General features: G+C 63.7%; 15 protein-coding genes. 6 read left to right on the forward strand and 9 right to left on the reverse strand.

Annotated features, from left to right (window positions below):
• Window positions 1–6: 6 nt before the first annotated feature.
• The 3 genes from AO064_RS04860 to ribBA form a co-directional block, all read right to left on the reverse strand.
• Window positions 7–924 carry an ABC transporter permease gene (locus AO064_RS04860; RefSeq protein WP_064052598.1) on the reverse strand — a complete coding sequence of 306 codons (918 nt, stop codon included), beginning with the start codon at window positions 922–924 and terminating at the stop codon, window positions 7–9.
• A complete protein-coding gene (locus tag AO064_RS04865) occupies window positions 921–1,946 on the reverse strand; it encodes an ABC transporter substrate-binding protein (protein WP_012723568.1) in 1,026 nt (341 codons plus the stop codon). The genes AO064_RS04860 and AO064_RS04865 overlap by 4 nt, the downstream gene beginning before the upstream one ends.
• Window positions 1,947–2,174: 228 nt before the next feature.
• Window positions 2,175–3,284, reverse strand: coding sequence for a bifunctional 3,4-dihydroxy-2-butanone-4-phosphate synthase/GTP cyclohydrolase II (gene ribBA / locus AO064_RS04870; protein WP_064052599.1), 1,110 nt, complete (start codon window positions 3,282–3,284; stop codon window positions 2,175–2,177).
• A 69-nt stretch (window positions 3,285–3,353) separates the two neighbouring features.
• Here ribBA and AO064_RS04875 point away from each other — a divergent pair, with 69 nt between their 5' ends.
• Window positions 3,354–3,647, forward strand: coding sequence for a DUF1330 domain-containing protein (locus AO064_RS04875; protein ID WP_012723570.1), 294 nt, complete (start codon window positions 3,354–3,356; stop codon window positions 3,645–3,647).
• Window positions 3,648–3,787: 140 nt separating this feature from the next.
• On the opposite strand, the gene AO064_RS04880 is transcribed toward AO064_RS04875, so the two are convergent.
• The 6 genes from AO064_RS04880 to AO064_RS04905 form a co-directional block, all read right to left on the reverse strand.
• Window positions 3,788–4,351 carry an NUDIX hydrolase gene (locus AO064_RS04880; RefSeq protein WP_046035753.1) on the reverse strand — a complete coding sequence of 188 codons (564 nt, stop codon included), beginning with the start codon at window positions 4,349–4,351 and terminating at the stop codon, window positions 3,788–3,790.
• Between the two features lie 2 nt (window positions 4,352–4,353).
• Window positions 4,354–5,106, reverse strand: a complete 753-nt coding sequence (locus tag AO064_RS04885; RefSeq protein WP_064052600.1) for a GntR family transcriptional regulator — start codon at window positions 5,104–5,106, stop codon at window positions 4,354–4,356.
• Window positions 5,107–5,250: 144 nt separating this feature from the next.
• Window positions 5,251–5,736: a flavin reductase family protein gene (locus AO064_RS04890; RefSeq protein WP_012723573.1), complete on the reverse strand. Its 486-nt coding sequence runs from the start codon at window positions 5,734–5,736 to the stop codon at window positions 5,251–5,253.
• Window positions 5,737–5,748: 12 nt separating this feature from the next.
• Window positions 5,749–7,230 carry an aldehyde dehydrogenase gene (locus AO064_RS04895; protein ID WP_012723574.1) on the reverse strand — a complete coding sequence of 494 codons (1,482 nt, stop codon included), beginning with the start codon at window positions 7,228–7,230 and terminating at the stop codon, window positions 5,749–5,751.
• Window positions 7,227–8,060: an alpha/beta fold hydrolase gene (locus AO064_RS04900; protein WP_043205174.1), complete on the reverse strand. Its 834-nt coding sequence runs from the start codon at window positions 8,058–8,060 to the stop codon at window positions 7,227–7,229. Before AO064_RS04900 ends, AO064_RS04895 begins: the two co-directional genes overlap by 4 nt.
• Window positions 8,061–8,102: 42 nt before the next feature.
• The gene (locus AO064_RS04905) at window positions 8,103–8,693 is read right to left on the reverse strand and encodes an amino acid synthesis family protein (RefSeq protein ID WP_012723576.1); all 591 of its coding nucleotides are present in this window, start codon (window positions 8,691–8,693) and stop codon (window positions 8,103–8,105) included.
• A 187-nt stretch (window positions 8,694–8,880) separates the two neighbouring features.
• Between AO064_RS04905 and ltnD the strand changes: the two genes are divergently transcribed.
• The 5 genes from ltnD to otnI all read left to right on the forward strand — a co-directional run bounded on the left by ltnD (window position 8,881) and on the right by otnI (window position 14,160).
• Window positions 8,881–9,855, forward strand: coding sequence for an L-threonate dehydrogenase (gene ltnD / locus AO064_RS04910; protein ID WP_224265963.1), 975 nt, complete (start codon window positions 8,881–8,883; stop codon window positions 9,853–9,855).
• A gap of 10 nt (window positions 9,856–9,865) precedes the next feature.
• Complete coding sequence (gene otnK, locus AO064_RS04915) at window positions 9,866–11,158, forward strand: 3-oxo-tetronate kinase (protein WP_012723578.1); 1,293 nt, start codon at window positions 9,866–9,868, stop codon at window positions 11,156–11,158.
• On the forward strand, window positions 11,155–11,799 hold the full coding sequence (gene otnC / locus AO064_RS04920) for a 3-oxo-tetronate 4-phosphate decarboxylase (RefSeq protein ID WP_064052601.1): 645 nt from the start codon (window positions 11,155–11,157) through the stop codon (window positions 11,797–11,799). Before otnK ends, otnC begins: the two co-directional genes overlap by 4 nt.
• 99 nt (window positions 11,800–11,898) lie before the next feature.
• Complete coding sequence (locus tag AO064_RS04925; RefSeq protein ID WP_064052602.1) at window positions 11,899–13,359, forward strand: GntT/GntP/DsdX family permease; 1,461 nt, start codon at window positions 11,899–11,901, stop codon at window positions 13,357–13,359.
• Between the two features lie 15 nt (window positions 13,360–13,374).
• Window positions 13,375–14,160, forward strand: coding sequence for a 2-oxo-tetronate isomerase (otnI, locus tag AO064_RS04930; RefSeq protein WP_064052603.1), 786 nt, complete (start codon window positions 13,375–13,377; stop codon window positions 14,158–14,160).
• Window positions 14,161–14,380: the final 220 nt, after the last annotated feature.

Consider the following 14,380-nt stretch of genomic DNA (forward strand, 5'->3'; position numbering starts at 1 on the left):
GACGGCTTACCTCGCGTTGCTGGCGCCAACCGGGGATTCCGGCTGGAGCTTCAGGTAGAAGTAGAACAGCACCAGCGTGATGAAGATCAGCAACGCGGCGCCGGCACTGGCCAGGCCCCAATTAAGGAACGATTGCACCTGCTGGATGATGAACTCGGGCAGCATCATGTTCTGCGCACCGCCGAGCAGCGCCGGGGTGACGTAGTAACCGAGGGACATCACGAACACCATCAGGCCGCCGGAAAACAAGCCCGGCCGGCACAGCGGCAGGAAGACGCGGAAGAAGTTGGTCCACGGGCTGGCGCCGCAGATCGAGCCGGCCTGCAGGATCATCGGGTCGATGGCTTGCATGGTCGCCTGCAACGGCAGCACGATGAACGGGATCATGATGTAGCTCATGCCGATTACCACGCCCGTGAGGTTGTGCACCATCTCCAGGGGCACATCGATGATGCCCATGGCCATCAGCGCCTTGTTGATCACCCCGGAGGCTTGCAGCAAGACCAGCCAGGAGTAGGTGCGGGCGAGCAGGCTGGTCCACATCGACAGCAGCACGATGTTGAGGATCCAGCGTCCCCAGCCGCGTGGCACCAGGGTGATCGCCCAGGCCAGCGGAAAGCCCAGCAGCAGGCTGAACAGGGTCACCAGGCCCGCCACCGAGAACGTGTTGAGCAGCACTCGGGCATAGGCCGAGTTGGCGAACAGCTGTTCATAGTTGCCCAGGCCCGGCACCGGCTCCAGCACGCCGCGCAGCAACAGGCCGATCAGCGGCGCCAGGAAGAACAGGCCGAGGAACAACAGGGCCGGGATCAGGTTGCTCGACCCCCGCCAGCGCTGCGCCAGGGACGGCGCCCCGGCCTTGGCCGAAACCGCGCCGGCAGCGCCGAGGGCGCTCCCGGTCGGTGTGGTTGCCGTCATTTTCATTTGACTAGCCATTCATTCCACCGTGTCGCAATGGCCGGGCCGTTCTTGGCCCAGTAGGCGAAATCGAGGGTGATCTGGTCCTTGACGTAGGCAGTCGGCAGGTTCGGCGCGAGCACCGAATCCAGGCGCTGCACGCTGTCGATGTTCACCGGTGCGTAGGCGGTCAGGTTGGAAAAATCCGCCTGGCCCTTGGCGCTGCTGGCATTGGCCAGGAATTTCATCGCAGCCGCTTTGTTTTTCGAACCTTTAGGCACGACGAGGATGTCGGCCATCACCAGGTTCTGCTTCCAGCTCACGCCCACGGGCGCGCCGTCTTCCTGCAGGGCGTGGATGCGACCGTTCCAGAACTGGCCCATGCTGACTTCGCCGGACGCCAGCAACTGTTGCGACTGCGCGCCGCCGCCCCACCACACGATGTCTTTCTTGATGGTGTCGAGCTTCTTGAAGGCGCGGTCCAGGTCCAGGGGGTAGAGTTTGTCGGCGGGGACGCCGTCGGCCAGCAGCGCCAGTTCGAGCACGCCGGGGCTTGGCCATTTGTAGAGGGCACGTTTGCCGGGGTAGGTCTTGGTGTCGAACAGCGCGGTCCAGTCCTGAGGCTTACCGGCGCCGAGCTTGCCTTCGTTGTAGCCGAGCACGAAGGAGAAGAAGAACGAGCCCACACCATGGTCGGAGACGAAGCGCGGGTCGATCTTGTCGCGCTGGATCACCGAGAAGTCGAGGGGTTCGAGCAGGCCTTCGGCGGCGGCACGCAAGGCGAAGTCGGCCTCCACATCCACCACGTCCCACTGCACGTTGCCGCTTTCGACCATGGCCTTGAGTTTGCCGTAGTCGGTGGGGCCATCCTGGACCACGGTAATGCCGCTGGCCTTGCTGAACGGGTCGGCCCAGGCCTGCTTCTGCGCATCCTGGGTGCTACCGCCCCAGCTCACGAAATTGACGCTTTCGGCTGCCAGGGCCGCGTGAGTGGCCGTAGCCAATAAACCCGCGAACAGTACCGCGGTTGCACGTTTGTTCAACACCATTTTCACGCCCTCATTTGTTTTGTTATTGAGCGGGCTTGGTAATGCCCGCCTATCGGGAGCAGTAGGTCCATCGGGAGCCTCTAATCGAGACCCCAAAAGGCGACCGTGCCAAGGGCTGTTATTGGTGCTCTCCCTGGCGGGCGCACTTGGCAGAAGCGTTCGGTCTATGGAATATCATATTATGGTATTCCAAACTTTGTGCAAGCATTTTGCCTTACCGGTTATCCGTCATTCGGTGAAGGGAATGCTCTCGATCACCTCCAAGTCGTAGCCGGTCAGCCCGGCGTATTTGAGGGGCGGGCCGAGGTGACGCAGCTTGCCGACGCCGAGGTCCTGCAAGATCTGCGCCCCGGTGCCCACTTCAGAATAGATGCGCGACTGCGAACGGTTGAACTGGCGCGGCGCCTGGGTCAGTTGCGGCACGCGTTCCAGCAGCGCCTGGGACGACTCATGGTTAGCCAGCACCACCACCACGCCGCTGCCTTCAGCGGCGACACGTTGCAGGGCCGCCCACAGCGTCCAGTTGGACGGGCCGCTGTAGTCTGCGCCGACCAAGTCGCGCAGCGGGTCGATCACGTGCACGCGTACCAGCGCAGGGGTATCGCGGCGCAACTGGCCCATGACCATTGCCATGTGGACGCCGCCGTCGATGCGGTCTTCAAAGGTGATCAGGCGGAACGTGCCGTGCACCGTCGGCAGCTCGCGTTCACCGATGCGCACCACGGTGCGTTCGGTGCTGAGGCGGTAGTGGATCAGGTCGGCGATGGTGCCGATCTTGATGCCATGCTTGCGCGCAAAGATTTCCAGTTCCGGGCGGCGGGCCATGGTGCCGTCATCGTTCATCACTTCGACGATCACCGACGCCGGGGTGTGCCCGGCTAGGCGCGCCAGGTCGCAACCGGCCTCGGTATGGCCGGCGCGGGTCAATACGCCACCGTCCTTGGCGCGCAAGGGGAAGATATGCCCCGGCTGCACGATGTCGGCCGGCCCGGCGTTGATATCGACAGCCGCTGCCACGGTGCGCGCGCGGTCGGCGGCGGAGATGCCAGTGGTCACCCCAGTGGCGGCTTCGATGGACACGGTAAACGCGGTGCTGAATACACTGCCATTGCTTGGCACCATCTGTTCCAGGCCCAGGCGCTGGCAGTGTTCGTCGGTGAGGGTCAGGCAGATCAGGCCACGGGCTTCGCGGGCCATGAAACTGATAGTCTCGGCGGTGCAGCAGGCCGCAGGCAACAGCAGGTCGCCTTCGTTTTCCCGGTCTTCGTCGTCCACCAGGAGCACCATCTTGCCTTGGCGGTAGTCTTCGATGATGTCTGCGATGCTGTTAAAGGACATGGAGAGTGCTCGATTTGTTGGTTGTATGTATTATGGTATACCACAAAAACTCAACAAGAGGATGTCACGATGAAGGCCTACTGGATTGCCCATGTGGATGTGTCTGATGCAGAGCAGTACACCCAGTACACCCAGCGCGCGCCGGCGGCGTTTGCAAAGTTTGGCGGGCGGTTCCTGGCCAGGGGCGGGCGCAGCGAGGCGATGGAAGGCGGGCCGTCACGGCAGCGTAATGTGGTGATTGAGTTTGAGAGCTATGAGCAGGCGGTGGCCTGTTACGCGTCTGCTGAATATCAGGAGGCGAAGGGGCACCGGGAGGGGGCAGGGGTGGCGCAGATTATTATTGTGGAAGGGCTGGCACCCTAGGTCATCAGGCCGAACATGGGCCAAATGTGGGAGGGGGCTTGCTCCCGATAGCGGTAGTTCAGTCACTTCATGTATTGACTGACACACTGCTATCGGGAGCAAGCCCCCTCCCACATTTTGATCCGTGTTTGGCCGTGCGGTCAGCGGATGAAATGAATCTTGCCGCTGTCATCGTTCCCGATATAGATGCCATACACCCCAGCCTGGCGTTCCTCGATATAACGCTCAAGGATCTGCCGGATCGCCGGGTAGTAGATGCTGTCCCAGGGAATCTCCTCGGGCGCGAAGAATTTATAATCCAGGGTCTCCGGCCCGAACTGGCCGGTGATCTCCAGCGCGATGGCGCGGAAGATGATGTAGACCTCGCTGATCCTGGGCACGCTGAAGATCGAGTAGGGCGATACGATCTCGGCACGTACGCCGCTTTCTTCCCACACTTCACGCAGCGCGGCCTGTTCGGTGGTTTCGCCACCTTCCATGAAACCGGCAGGCAATGTCCAGGTGCCGGGGCGAGGCGGGATCGCGCGTTGGCACAGCAGGTATTTGCCGTCCTGCTCGATGATGCAGCCGGCGATGATCTTAGGGTTGATGTAGTGGATATAGCCGCAGCCCCGGCACATAAGGCGCTCATGGGTATCGCCCGGTGGCAGCTGGTGACCGAGGTCACTGCCGCCGCATGTCGGGCAAAAGCTGGGGCTGGCCAAGGTCAGTGACCGATGCGCGGTTCTTTCAGCGCGATGGGCAGGGTGATTTCCGGAAGCTTGCCGGTTTCTTCCTGTTTGCGCTTGAGGTAGTCCAAGGCCACGGCGGCGGCGGCGCGCACGTGATCGACGCAGGCCTGGTGGGCGGCCAGCGGGTCGCCGCTCTTGATCGCCTGGACCATGCGTTCCATTTCCTGGTTGCTGGTGCCGCGACGGTTTTCCTGGGACACCGAGGTGGCGCGCAGGTAGCTGATGCGGGCCTGCAACTGGCGCAGCTGGGTGGCCGCCACATGGTTGCCCGAACCTTCGAGCAGCACGTCGTAAAAGCCCTGCACCGAGTCGATGACCTGTTGCAGTTCTCCGTCCTTGAGGGCCTTGCGGTTTTCTTCAAGGGCTTTTTCCAGGGCCTTGATGTCCTTCGACTTGGCGCGCAGGGTGAACAATTGCACGATCAAGCCTTCGAGCACGCACCGCAGTTCATAGATGTCGACGGCGTCGGCCAGGGTAATGATCGCTACCTGCGGGCCCTTGGCGTCGGCGAATTCCACCAGGCCTTCGGACTCCAGGTGACGCAAGGCTTCGCGCACCGAGGTGCGGCTGACCCCGAGGCGGTCGCACAGGTCGCGCTCCACCAGGCGGTCACCGGGCAGCAGTTGGAAGTTCATGATGGCGCTGCGCAGTTTTTCCAGCACGATTTCGCGCAGGGTGACCGGGTTGTGATTGACCTTGAAGCTGTCGTCGAGGGGCGCGCGTTTCATGGGGTCTGCTCTGAATTTAGCGGTTAACTGGAGGCCTCGGCCGGCCGGGGCCGATTGAGGGCCGAAAATCGTGCCCAAGTTTATCATGCTGCGTTCTTTAAGCGACAAACCCTCATGGCGCCCTCCCTCCTGCCCCGGCGCGCCTCAGGCCAGGGTCGGCAGCGGGCCCAGCTTGCCCTTGTGGTAGATCATCGGCGTGACCGGTTCCTTGGGCAGGATCAGGTTCTTCACCGCGCCGACGATGATCGCGTGATCGCCGCCGTCGTATTCGCGCCACAGTTCGCACTCGATGATCGCTGTGGCCTTGGCCAGCAGCGGGTTGCCCAGCTCGCTCAGGTGCCACTCGATGCCCTTGGCCTTTTCCTTGCCTTTGCTGGCGAACGCATAGGCCTCGGCGGTCTGGTCGGCTGACAGCAGGTGGATCGCGAAGCGCTTGCTGTCGCGCAGGATCGGGTAGGTGTCCGACGCATAGTTGGGGCAGAACAGCACCAGCGCCGGGTCGATCGACAGCGCGCTGAACGCACTGGCGGTAATGCCGACGATGCCGCCGTCCGGGTCGAGGGTGGTGACCACCGTGACGCCCGAAGGGAACGAGCTCATGACGTCTTTGTAAATGCCGGGTTCGATCATGGTCGGGGTCTCTTAACGCATCACGAAGGGATCAGGCATGGGCGCCTGGGAGAGGTTGATCCACACTGTCTTAAGCTCGGTGTAGGCGAGTACCGAATCGATGCCGCTTTCACGTCCGTAGCCGCTGTTCTTGAAGCCGCCGATGGGCGCCATTGCCGACACGGCACGGTAGGTGTTGACCCAGATGATTCCCGAGCGCACGTCCCGCGCCAGGCGGTGGGCGCGGCCGAGGTCGCGGGTCCAGATGCCGGCGGCGAGGCCGAACTGCGAGTCGTTGGCGATGGCCAGCGCTTCGGCTTCGTCCTTGAAACGGATGACCGAGGCCACCGGGCCGAACACTTCTTCCTGCATGATCTTCATCGAATTGCGGTCGCATTCGAACAGCGTCGGCTCATAGAACCAGCCCTCACCGAGGTTCTGCGGGCGTTTGCCGCCGGTGCGCAGGCGCGCGCCTTCGGCGATGGCATCAGCCACCAGGCCTTCGACCACGGCCAGTTGCTGTGCGGTGGCCATGGGCCCCATTTCGCTGGCGTCGTCTTGCGGGTTACCGATGCGGATGCGCTGGGCGCGTGCCACCAGGCGCTCGACGAATTCGTCGTAGATCTCATCCTGCACCAGCAGGCGCGAACCGGACACGCAGCTCTGCCCGGACGCCGCATAGATCCCGGCAATCGCGCCATTGATGGCGCTGTCGAGGTCGGCGTCGGCAAAGATGATATTCGGCGATTTGCCGCCCAGCTCCAGGGACAGCTTGGCGAAGTTCTCCGCGCTGCTGCGCACCACATGGCGGGCCGTGGCCGCGCCGCCGGTAAAGGCGATCTTGCGCACCAGCGGGTGGCGGGTGAGGGCGGCGCCGGTGCTGGGACCGTAGCCGGTGACCACGTTGACCACGCCCGGCGGGATCCCGGCTTCAAGGGCCAGGCGCGCCAGTTCGAGGATGGTCGCCGAGGCGTGTTCCGACGGCTTGATCACGATGGTATTGCCCGCCGCCAGGGCCGGCGCGAGTTTGATCGCGGTCAGGTACAGCGGGCTGTTCCACGGAATGATCGCCGCCACCACGCCCATGGCTTCGTGCACGGTGTAGGCGAACAGGTCCGGCTTGTCCAGCGGCAGGGTGCCGCCTTCGAGCTTGTCGGCCAGGCCGGCGGTGTAGTGGAAGAACTCCGGCAGGTAGCTGACCTGGCCACGGGTTTCGCGGATCAACTTGCCGTTGTCGCGGCTTTCCAGCTGGGCCAGTTGTTCCTTGTTGTCGGCGATCAGGTCGCCCAGGCGGCGCAGCAATTTGCCCCGTGCGGTGGCGGTGAGGCCACGCCAGGCCGGGCTGTCGAAGGCGCTTTGGGCGGCCTGTACGGCGCGCTCCACATCGGCTTCATCGGCGTCGGGCAGTTGCGCCCAGGGTTCGGCCAGGGCCGGGTTGAGGCTGTCGAAAGTCTTGCCGGACAGGGCATCGACCCATTCACCGCCGATGCACATCTGGAAGCGTGCGAGTGTCATGCAACGATCCCCTTGATTGGATTGTTTTGGGCGTACACCGTGTCGAGGAAGCCCAGCAGCAGCTGGTTGACCAGGCGTGGCGATTCTACCGGCATCATATGCCGTTGCTCGGCCAGCACTGCAACGGTGGCGCCAGGAATACGATCGGCCAGTTGCCGGGCCATTTCCGGGGTTGAACCGGGGTCGAGTTCGCCGGTGGCGACCAGGGTGGGGACGCGCAAACCCTTGAGGTCGTCGGCGCGGTACATGTCCTGGGTCGCAAACAGTTCGTAGGTGGTCAGGTAGCCCTGGGGGTCGTTGCCCGCCAGGGTTTCACGCAGGGCGGCGATCTGCGCCGGGTTGGCGGCCTGGTATTCACGGCTGAACCAGCGCGACAGCGCAGCTTCGGCATTCGCATCCGGGCCGTGTTCGGCGGCCTGGGCGGTGCGTGCGATCACGCCGGCACGCTGTTCGGGGCTGCGGTTGAACACACTGTTGAGCACCACCAAGGATGTGAGGCGCTCGGGGTAGTGCAGGGCAAACGCCCGGGCGACCAGGCCGCCCATGGAAAAACCGATCACTGTGGCCTGGGGCAGTTGCAGGTGGTCGAGCAGCTCCAGCAACTGGTCGGCATACCCCAGCAGCGGCGTGCCGGCGGCCGGGCGCGGGCTGGCGCCATGGCCGAGCATGTCATAGCTGATCACGCGGTAGTTCGTGGCCAGGCCAACGACTTGCCCGCCCCACATTTCTTTATTCAGGCCCACGCCGTGGATCAAAACCACAGGCTGGCCTTGGCCGGTCGCCAGATAACTGGTGCCAGCCGGGGTGCGTTCAGCGGTGAGCCGAATCATGGAGCGCTCCTGCATGTTTTTTGTTGTGGTGGCCGGCCGTGCTTACTGGGCTTTTTCGGCCGCCAGCTCTTCCAGGTCGATGTAACGGTTACCGATCCGTGGGTGCAGGCGGCCACCGTCGGCGCAACCCAGGACCACGACGATTTCGTCGGCACGCGGCGAATCTTCGATGTGCATTTCCAGGGTGATGTAGTGCGAACGCAGGCCTTCGTCGTCCTTGTGCATCATCGGGATCTGGATCGAAGTGCCCGGGCCGCCGCGCTTGTTGGTGAAGCTCAGGTAGCTCTTGGCCTTGACCGCTTCACGGTAGTGATTGCCGAAGCGCAGGGTGTGGATGATCGCGCTGGCGTGTTCGATCTCGCCATCGGCACCGACCACCGCTGCCTTGCCGTACGCCTCGATGTTTTCGGCGCCGCCAATGATGGCTACCAGACGCTCGACCATCTGCGCGCCGAGGTCGGAGCAATTGGCGCGGATTTCCGGCTTGAGGTCTTCGACGAAACCACGACCCAGCCATGGGTTCTTCAGCACCACCGCGAGGCCGACCATTTTCACCGGGGTGTCTGCGGCCTTGCCGCCTTCGATAAAGGTTTCTTCTACATAACTGACGATCTTGCGGATTTCGAAACTCATGAGCGGCTCCATCAGGTGTGGGGGAGTGGTTTGCGTATGATGGTATACCATAATACGCAAAGCACAAGCGTCGCAAATGAGTTTGCGTGGGGTGAGGCGATAAAGGGTGATGTGTGAAATTCTTCTGCTGGCGATGTTAAAAAATGTTAGATCGAAAAAATACTTCACATAATCTGTTCATTGGTGGATGATCGATTCCAATTCCAACGCGGCTCGCCGGTGTGGTGTCAGCCGCCGTTTTCCCCTGGAGTACCCCATGAATAATAAGAATGTCGGTGTGATCGGTTTGGGCGCGATGGGGCTGGGCATTGCCCGTTCGCTGTTGCGCGCAGGTTTCAATGTGCATGCCTGTGATGTACGCGAGGCGGTCACCCAGCAGTTCGCCGGCGAAGGCGGAGTGGCGTGCGCGTCACCGGCGCAGATGGCCGAGGCCTGTGATGTGCTCATCACCGTGGTGGTCAACGCCGAACAGACCGAAACCGTATTGTTCGGCGAAGGCGGTGCAGTGGCTGCATTGCGCCCTGCGAGCCTGGTGATCGGTTGTGCCACCGTGGCCCCGACCTACGCCGTCGACCTCGGCCAGCGCTTGGCCGACCACGGCCTGCTGTACCTGGATGCGCCGATTTCCGGCGGTGCGGCCAAGGCCGCCGCCGGTGAAATGACCATGATGACCTCGGGCCCGCAGGCCGCCTATGCCAAGGCCGATGCGGTGCTGGCAGGCATGGCCGGTAAGGTGTATCGCCTGGGCGACGTCCATGGCCTGGGTTCCAAGGTCAAGATCATCAACCAACTGCTCGCCGGTGTGCACATCGCGGCGTCCGCCGAGGCCATGGCCCTGGGCCTGCGCGAAGGGGTGGACGCCGAGGCCTTGTACGAGGTGATCACCCACAGCGCCGGTAATTCGTGGATGTTCGAGAACCGCGTGCCGCACATTCTCAAGGCCGACTACACGCCACTGTCGGCGGTGGATATTTTCGTCAAGGACCTCGGCCTGGTGCTGGATACCGCGCGTGCGAGCAAATTCCCGCTGCCGTTGTCCGCCACCGCGCACCAGATGTTCATGCAGGCCTCCAGCGCCGGTTTTGGCCGCGAGGACGACTCGGCGGTGATCAAGATTTTCCCCGGCATCGACCTGCCGACTGCCAAGCCCGAGCCGGTGTAAGGAACGCTTTATGACTAACCCCACCACGCGCCCGTTGCTGGGCTGCATCGCCGACGATTTCACCGGCGCCACCGACCTGGCCAACATGTTGGTACGCGGCGGCATGCGTACAGTGCAGAGCATTGGCATCCCCAGTCGCGAAGTCGCGGACGGGCTGGATGCAGACGCCATCGTCATCGCCCTCAAGTCGCGCACCACGCCGGTGGCGGAGGCTGTCGAGGAATCCCTGGCCGCGCTGGACTGGCTACGCGAGCAGGGCTGCGAACAGATTTTCTTCAAGTACTGCTCCACATTCGACTCCACCGCCGCCGGCAATATCGGTCAGGTCAGCGAGGCTTTGCTCAAGGCGCTGGGCAGTGATTTCACCTTGGCCTGCCCGGCGTTCCCGGAAAACGGCCGGACGATTTTCCGTGGCCACCTGTTTGTGCAGGACCAGTTGCTCAATGAGTCGGGCATGCAGCACCACCCACTGACGCCCATGGGCGATGCCAACCTGGTGCGCGTGCTGCAACGTCAGACTGCATTGCCGGTCGGGCTGCTGCGTTACGACGCGGTTGCCGCGGGGGTGGACGCGACCCGCACGAAGATCGCCGAACTGCGCGCGCAAGGCGTGGGCATTGCTATCGCCGACGCGCTGTCGGACCAGGACCTCTACACCCTGGGCAGCGCCTGCGCCGACTTGCCGCTGCTCACCGGTGGCTCGGGCCTGGCCCTGGGGCTGCCGGGCAATTTCCGCCGCGCGGGTAAATTGCGCGACTTCGATGTGAACACGTTGCCCACGGTCAGCGGTGGCGAAGTGGTGCTGGCCGGCAGTGCGTCGGTGGCGACCCTCGGCCAGGTCGCGGCCTGGTGCGAGGCGGGCCGCCCGGCGTTGCGCATCGATCCCATCGCCCTGGCCGCCGGCGAGCCGGTGGTGGCGCAGGCGCTGGCCTTTGCGCGCGACAGTGCACACACCGTATTGATCTACGCCACCAGCACCCCGGCCGAGGTCAAGGCGGTGCAGCAACAGCTGGGTGTCGAACGCGCCGGCGCCCTGGTGGAGAACGCCTTGGGCGAGATCGCTGCCGGCTTGCGCGAGCAGGGTGTGCGGCGCTTTGTGGTGGCGGGCGGGGAGACCTCCGGCGCGGTGGTCAAGGCCCTCGGCGTCAACCTGTTGCAGATTGGTGCACAGATCGACCCCGGCGTGCCGGCCACGGTCAGCAGTTCCACCGAGCCGCTGGCACTGGCGCTGAAATCGGGCAACTTCGGGGGCCGTGAGTTCTTTGCCAAGGCCCTTGCGCACCTGGCCGGAGGTGCCCAATGAGCGGCATTGACGAACAGGCCCTGCGCGAAGAAATCTGCGACGTCGGCCACAGCCTGTATCAACGTGGCTACACCGTCGGCAGCGCTGGCAATATCAGTGCGCGCCTGGACGATGGTTGGTTGATTACGCCCACCGATGTCTGCCTGGGTCGCCTGGCGCCTGAGACGATTGCCAAGGTCAACCTGAAGGGCGAGTGGGTGTCCGGCGACAAACCCTCGAAGACCCTGGCCCTGCACCGTCAGGTGTATGACCGCAATCCCACGGTGGGCGGTGTGGTGCACACCCATTCCACCCACCTGGTGGCGTTGACCCTGGCCGGGGTGTGGCGGGCGGACGATATTCTGCCGCCGCTCACGCCCTATCAGGTGATGAAGGTCGGGCACATCCCCCTGATCGGCTACCAGCGTCCGGGCTCGCCCGACGTCGCCGAGCAAGTGGCGCAACTGGCCAACAGCGTGCGAGGGGTGATGCTCGAGCGCCTGGGGCCGGTGGTCTGGGAAAGCTCGGTGGCCAAGGCCAGCTACGCCCTGGAAGAGTTGGAAGAAACCGCCCGGCTCTGGCTGATGAGCAACCCCCGGCCCGAGCCGCTGAGCCAGGCCGCTTTGGATGAACTGCGCGAGACGTTCGGCGCGCATTGGTAATGCCGTAGACCGACACTGCAAGCCCCCCCGCGAGACCCGCCTGCGGAGCGTGACGGGAGCGGCTTGCGCCAAAAAACAATAACAACAGGACATTCTCGAATGAGCCCACTGATTTTGATGTTGACCGCCGGCGCGGGTATCGCGCTGCTACTGTTTCTGGTCCTCAAGTACAAATTCCAGCCGTTTGTCGCGCTGATGCTGGTGAGTATCGTGGTGGCGCTGGTGGCCGGGGTAAAACCGGCTGACCTGGTGGCGACGATCGAAGGCGGCATGGGCAAGACCCTTGGCCACATCGCAATCATCATTGCCCTGGGGGCGATGATCGGGCGGATCATCGAGCTGTCCGGCGGTGCCGAAGCCTTGGCCAAGTCGCTGATCGAGCGGTTTGGCAACAGCCGTACGCCGCTGGCGCTGACCATCGCCGGGTTCATCATCGGCGTGCCGGTGTTCTTTGAAGTTGGGGTGATTATCCTCATGCCGCTGGCCTACGGCGTGGCACGCCGGGCCCGCAATCCGCTGCTGATGTTCGCGTTGCCGATGTGCGCGGCGCTGCTCACGGTGCATGCGTTCCTGCCGCCGCATCCGGGCGCCGTGGCCGCCGCCAGCCAACTGGGTGCTGACCTGGGCCGGGTGCTGATGTTCGGCCTGCCGATCACCGCGTTGCTGTGCTACGTCGGCTACCGCGTGGCGGGGCGCATGACGCGGCGCTTCTATCCGATGACCGATGACATCCGCGCCGAAGTCTATGGCCCCCATGTGACCAATGAAGACCTGCGGGCCTGGACCAACGGCAACCACCAGGCGGTGCAACAGAGCGCTGTGGCCGACTCTCATATGGGCCTGGAAGAGTCCACCAGCGCCATTGCCGCCAAGCTGCCGGCGGCGCCTGCGCCGGGGTTCGGGCTGATCGTCGGCCTGATCCTGCTGCCGATTGTCTTGATTCTGCTGGGTACCCTGGCCACCTCGCTGCTGCCGATCGAATCGGCGTTGCGTGGGGTGATGACCGTGCTGGGCGCGCCGTTGGTGGCGCTGCTGATCGACACCTTGCTGTGCGCCTGGCTGCTCGGTTCGCGCCGTGGCTGGAGCCGCAGCCAGGTCTCCGACGTGATCGGCTCGGCGTTGCCGGGCGTGGCCATGGTGATTTTGATTGCCGGTGCCGGCGGGGTGTTCGGTAAAGTGCTGGTGGACACTGGGATCGGCGCGGTGGTCTCCGACATGCTGCGCACCACCGGCCTGCCGGTGCTGGCCCTGGGCTTCTTGCTGACCATGCTGTTGCGGGCGGTGCAGGGTTCCACCACAGTGGCGCTGGTGACCACTGCCGGTATCATCAGCCCGCTGATCGCCACCCTCAACCTGACGCCCAACCACCTGGCGCTGCTGTGCCTGGCCATGGGCGGTGGCGGGCTGGCCATGTCGCATATCAACGATGCCGGCTACTGGATCTTCACCAAGCTTGCCGGGCTCAACGTGGCCGATGGTCTGCGCACGTGGACGGTGATCACCACCTTGCTCGGTACCTTGGGTTTCGTGATTACATTGCTGATCTGGCCTTTTGTCTGATTTCCAGGAGTTCCTATGCCTCGTTTTGCTGCCAACCTGAGCATGCTTTACCCGCAACATGACTTTCTCGAGCGCTTCAGTGCCGCGAAGGCCGATGGGTTTGACGCGGTGGAGTACCTGTTTCCTTACGAGTACGACGCGCAGGTGCTCAAGCAGCGCCTGAGTGATAACGGCTTGGTGCAGGCGTTGTTCAACGCACCGCCCGGTGACTGGAGTGCGGGGGAGCGGGGCATCGCGAGCCTGCCGGGGCGTGAGGCCGAGTTTCGCAGTGGCTTCGACCGCGCGTTGGAATACGCCGCCGTGCTCGGCAACGACCGCGTGCACGTCATGGCCGGTTTGCTGCCCTCGGAGAACCTGCGCCAGCGCCATCAGGCCGTGTACCTGGAAAACCTCGCCTACGCCAGTGCGGCGGCGGCTGAGGTCGGCGTCACCGTGTTGCTGGAACCGATCAACACCCGCGACATGCCGGGTTTTTTCCTCAACCGCCAGGACCAGGCCCACGCCATCTGCCGTGAAGTCGGCGCGCGCAACCTCAAGGTGCAGTTTGACTGCTACCACTGCCAGATCGTCGAAGGCGACTTGGCCACCAAGCTGCGCCGCGACTTCGACGGCATTGGTCATATCCAGATCGCCGGGGTACCGGACCGCCACGAGCCTGACCTGGGCGAGTTGAACTACGCGTACCTGTTCGAACTGATGGACCAGTTGGGCTATGACGGCTGGGTCGGCTGCGAATACCGGCCAAAGGGCGATACCTCGGCGGGCCTGCAATGGTTGCGGGACTGGAAAGGGGCTCGATAGTCGACGAGCCTGTGGGTCGGTTTGGTTCAAAGGGGGGAGGGGCGGTGCGAAGAGTCGACTTGCCCCTGATAGCGGTGTGTCAGCCAGCACATCTACCCGCAATGCCGCCGCCATCGAAGCCTCGCTAACGCTCGACCTCTCCCACAGGGGACCAGCGGTGACCCACTTCCCACCTGCCAACCGAACTCAAATGTGGGAGGGGGCTTGCCCCCGATAGCTG

This window comes from Pseudomonas marginalis, assembly GCF_001645105.1.
Taxonomy (GTDB): domain Bacteria; phylum Pseudomonadota; class Gammaproteobacteria; order Pseudomonadales; family Pseudomonadaceae; genus Aquipseudomonas; species Aquipseudomonas petroselini.

Excerpts from the sequence above, each read along its gene's own strand:
- AO064_RS04860 (WP_064052598.1), bottom strand. The coding sequence starts at position 924 with ATGAAAATGACGGCAACCACACCGACCGGGAGCGCCCTCGGCGCTGCC.
- AO064_RS04865 (WP_012723568.1), bottom strand. The coding sequence starts at position 1,946 with ATGGTGTTGAACAAACGTGCAACCGCGGTACTGTTCGCGGGTTTATTG.
- ribBA (WP_064052599.1), bottom strand. The coding sequence starts at position 3,284 with ATGTCCTTTAACAGCATCGCAGACATCATCGAAGACTACCGCCAAGGC.
- AO064_RS04875 (WP_012723570.1), top strand. The coding sequence starts at position 3,354 with ATGAAGGCCTACTGGATTGCCCATGTGGATGTGTCTGATGCAGAGCAG.
- AO064_RS04885 (WP_064052600.1), bottom strand. The coding sequence starts at position 5,106 with ATGAAACGCGCGCCCCTCGACGACAGCTTCAAGGTCAATCACAACCCG.
- AO064_RS04890 (WP_012723573.1), bottom strand. The coding sequence starts at position 5,736 with ATGATCGAACCCGGCATTTACAAAGACGTCATGAGCTCGTTCCCTTCG.
- AO064_RS04895 (WP_012723574.1), bottom strand. The coding sequence starts at position 7,230 with ATGACACTCGCACGCTTCCAGATGTGCATCGGCGGTGAATGGGTCGAT.
- AO064_RS04900 (WP_043205174.1), bottom strand. The coding sequence starts at position 8,060 with ATGATTCGGCTCACCGCTGAACGCACCCCGGCTGGCACCAGTTATCTG.
- AO064_RS04905 (WP_012723576.1), bottom strand. The coding sequence starts at position 8,693 with ATGAGTTTCGAAATCCGCAAGATCGTCAGTTATGTAGAAGAAACCTTT.
- ltnD (WP_224265963.1), top strand. The coding sequence starts at position 8,881 with ATGATCGATTCCAATTCCAACGCGGCTCGCCGGTGTGGTGTCAGCCGC.
- otnK (WP_012723578.1), top strand. The coding sequence starts at position 9,866 with ATGACTAACCCCACCACGCGCCCGTTGCTGGGCTGCATCGCCGACGAT.
- otnC (WP_064052601.1), top strand. The coding sequence starts at position 11,155 with ATGAGCGGCATTGACGAACAGGCCCTGCGCGAAGAAATCTGCGACGTC.
- AO064_RS04925 (WP_064052602.1), top strand. The coding sequence starts at position 11,899 with ATGAGCCCACTGATTTTGATGTTGACCGCCGGCGCGGGTATCGCGCTG.
- otnI (WP_064052603.1), top strand. The coding sequence starts at position 13,375 with ATGCCTCGTTTTGCTGCCAACCTGAGCATGCTTTACCCGCAACATGAC.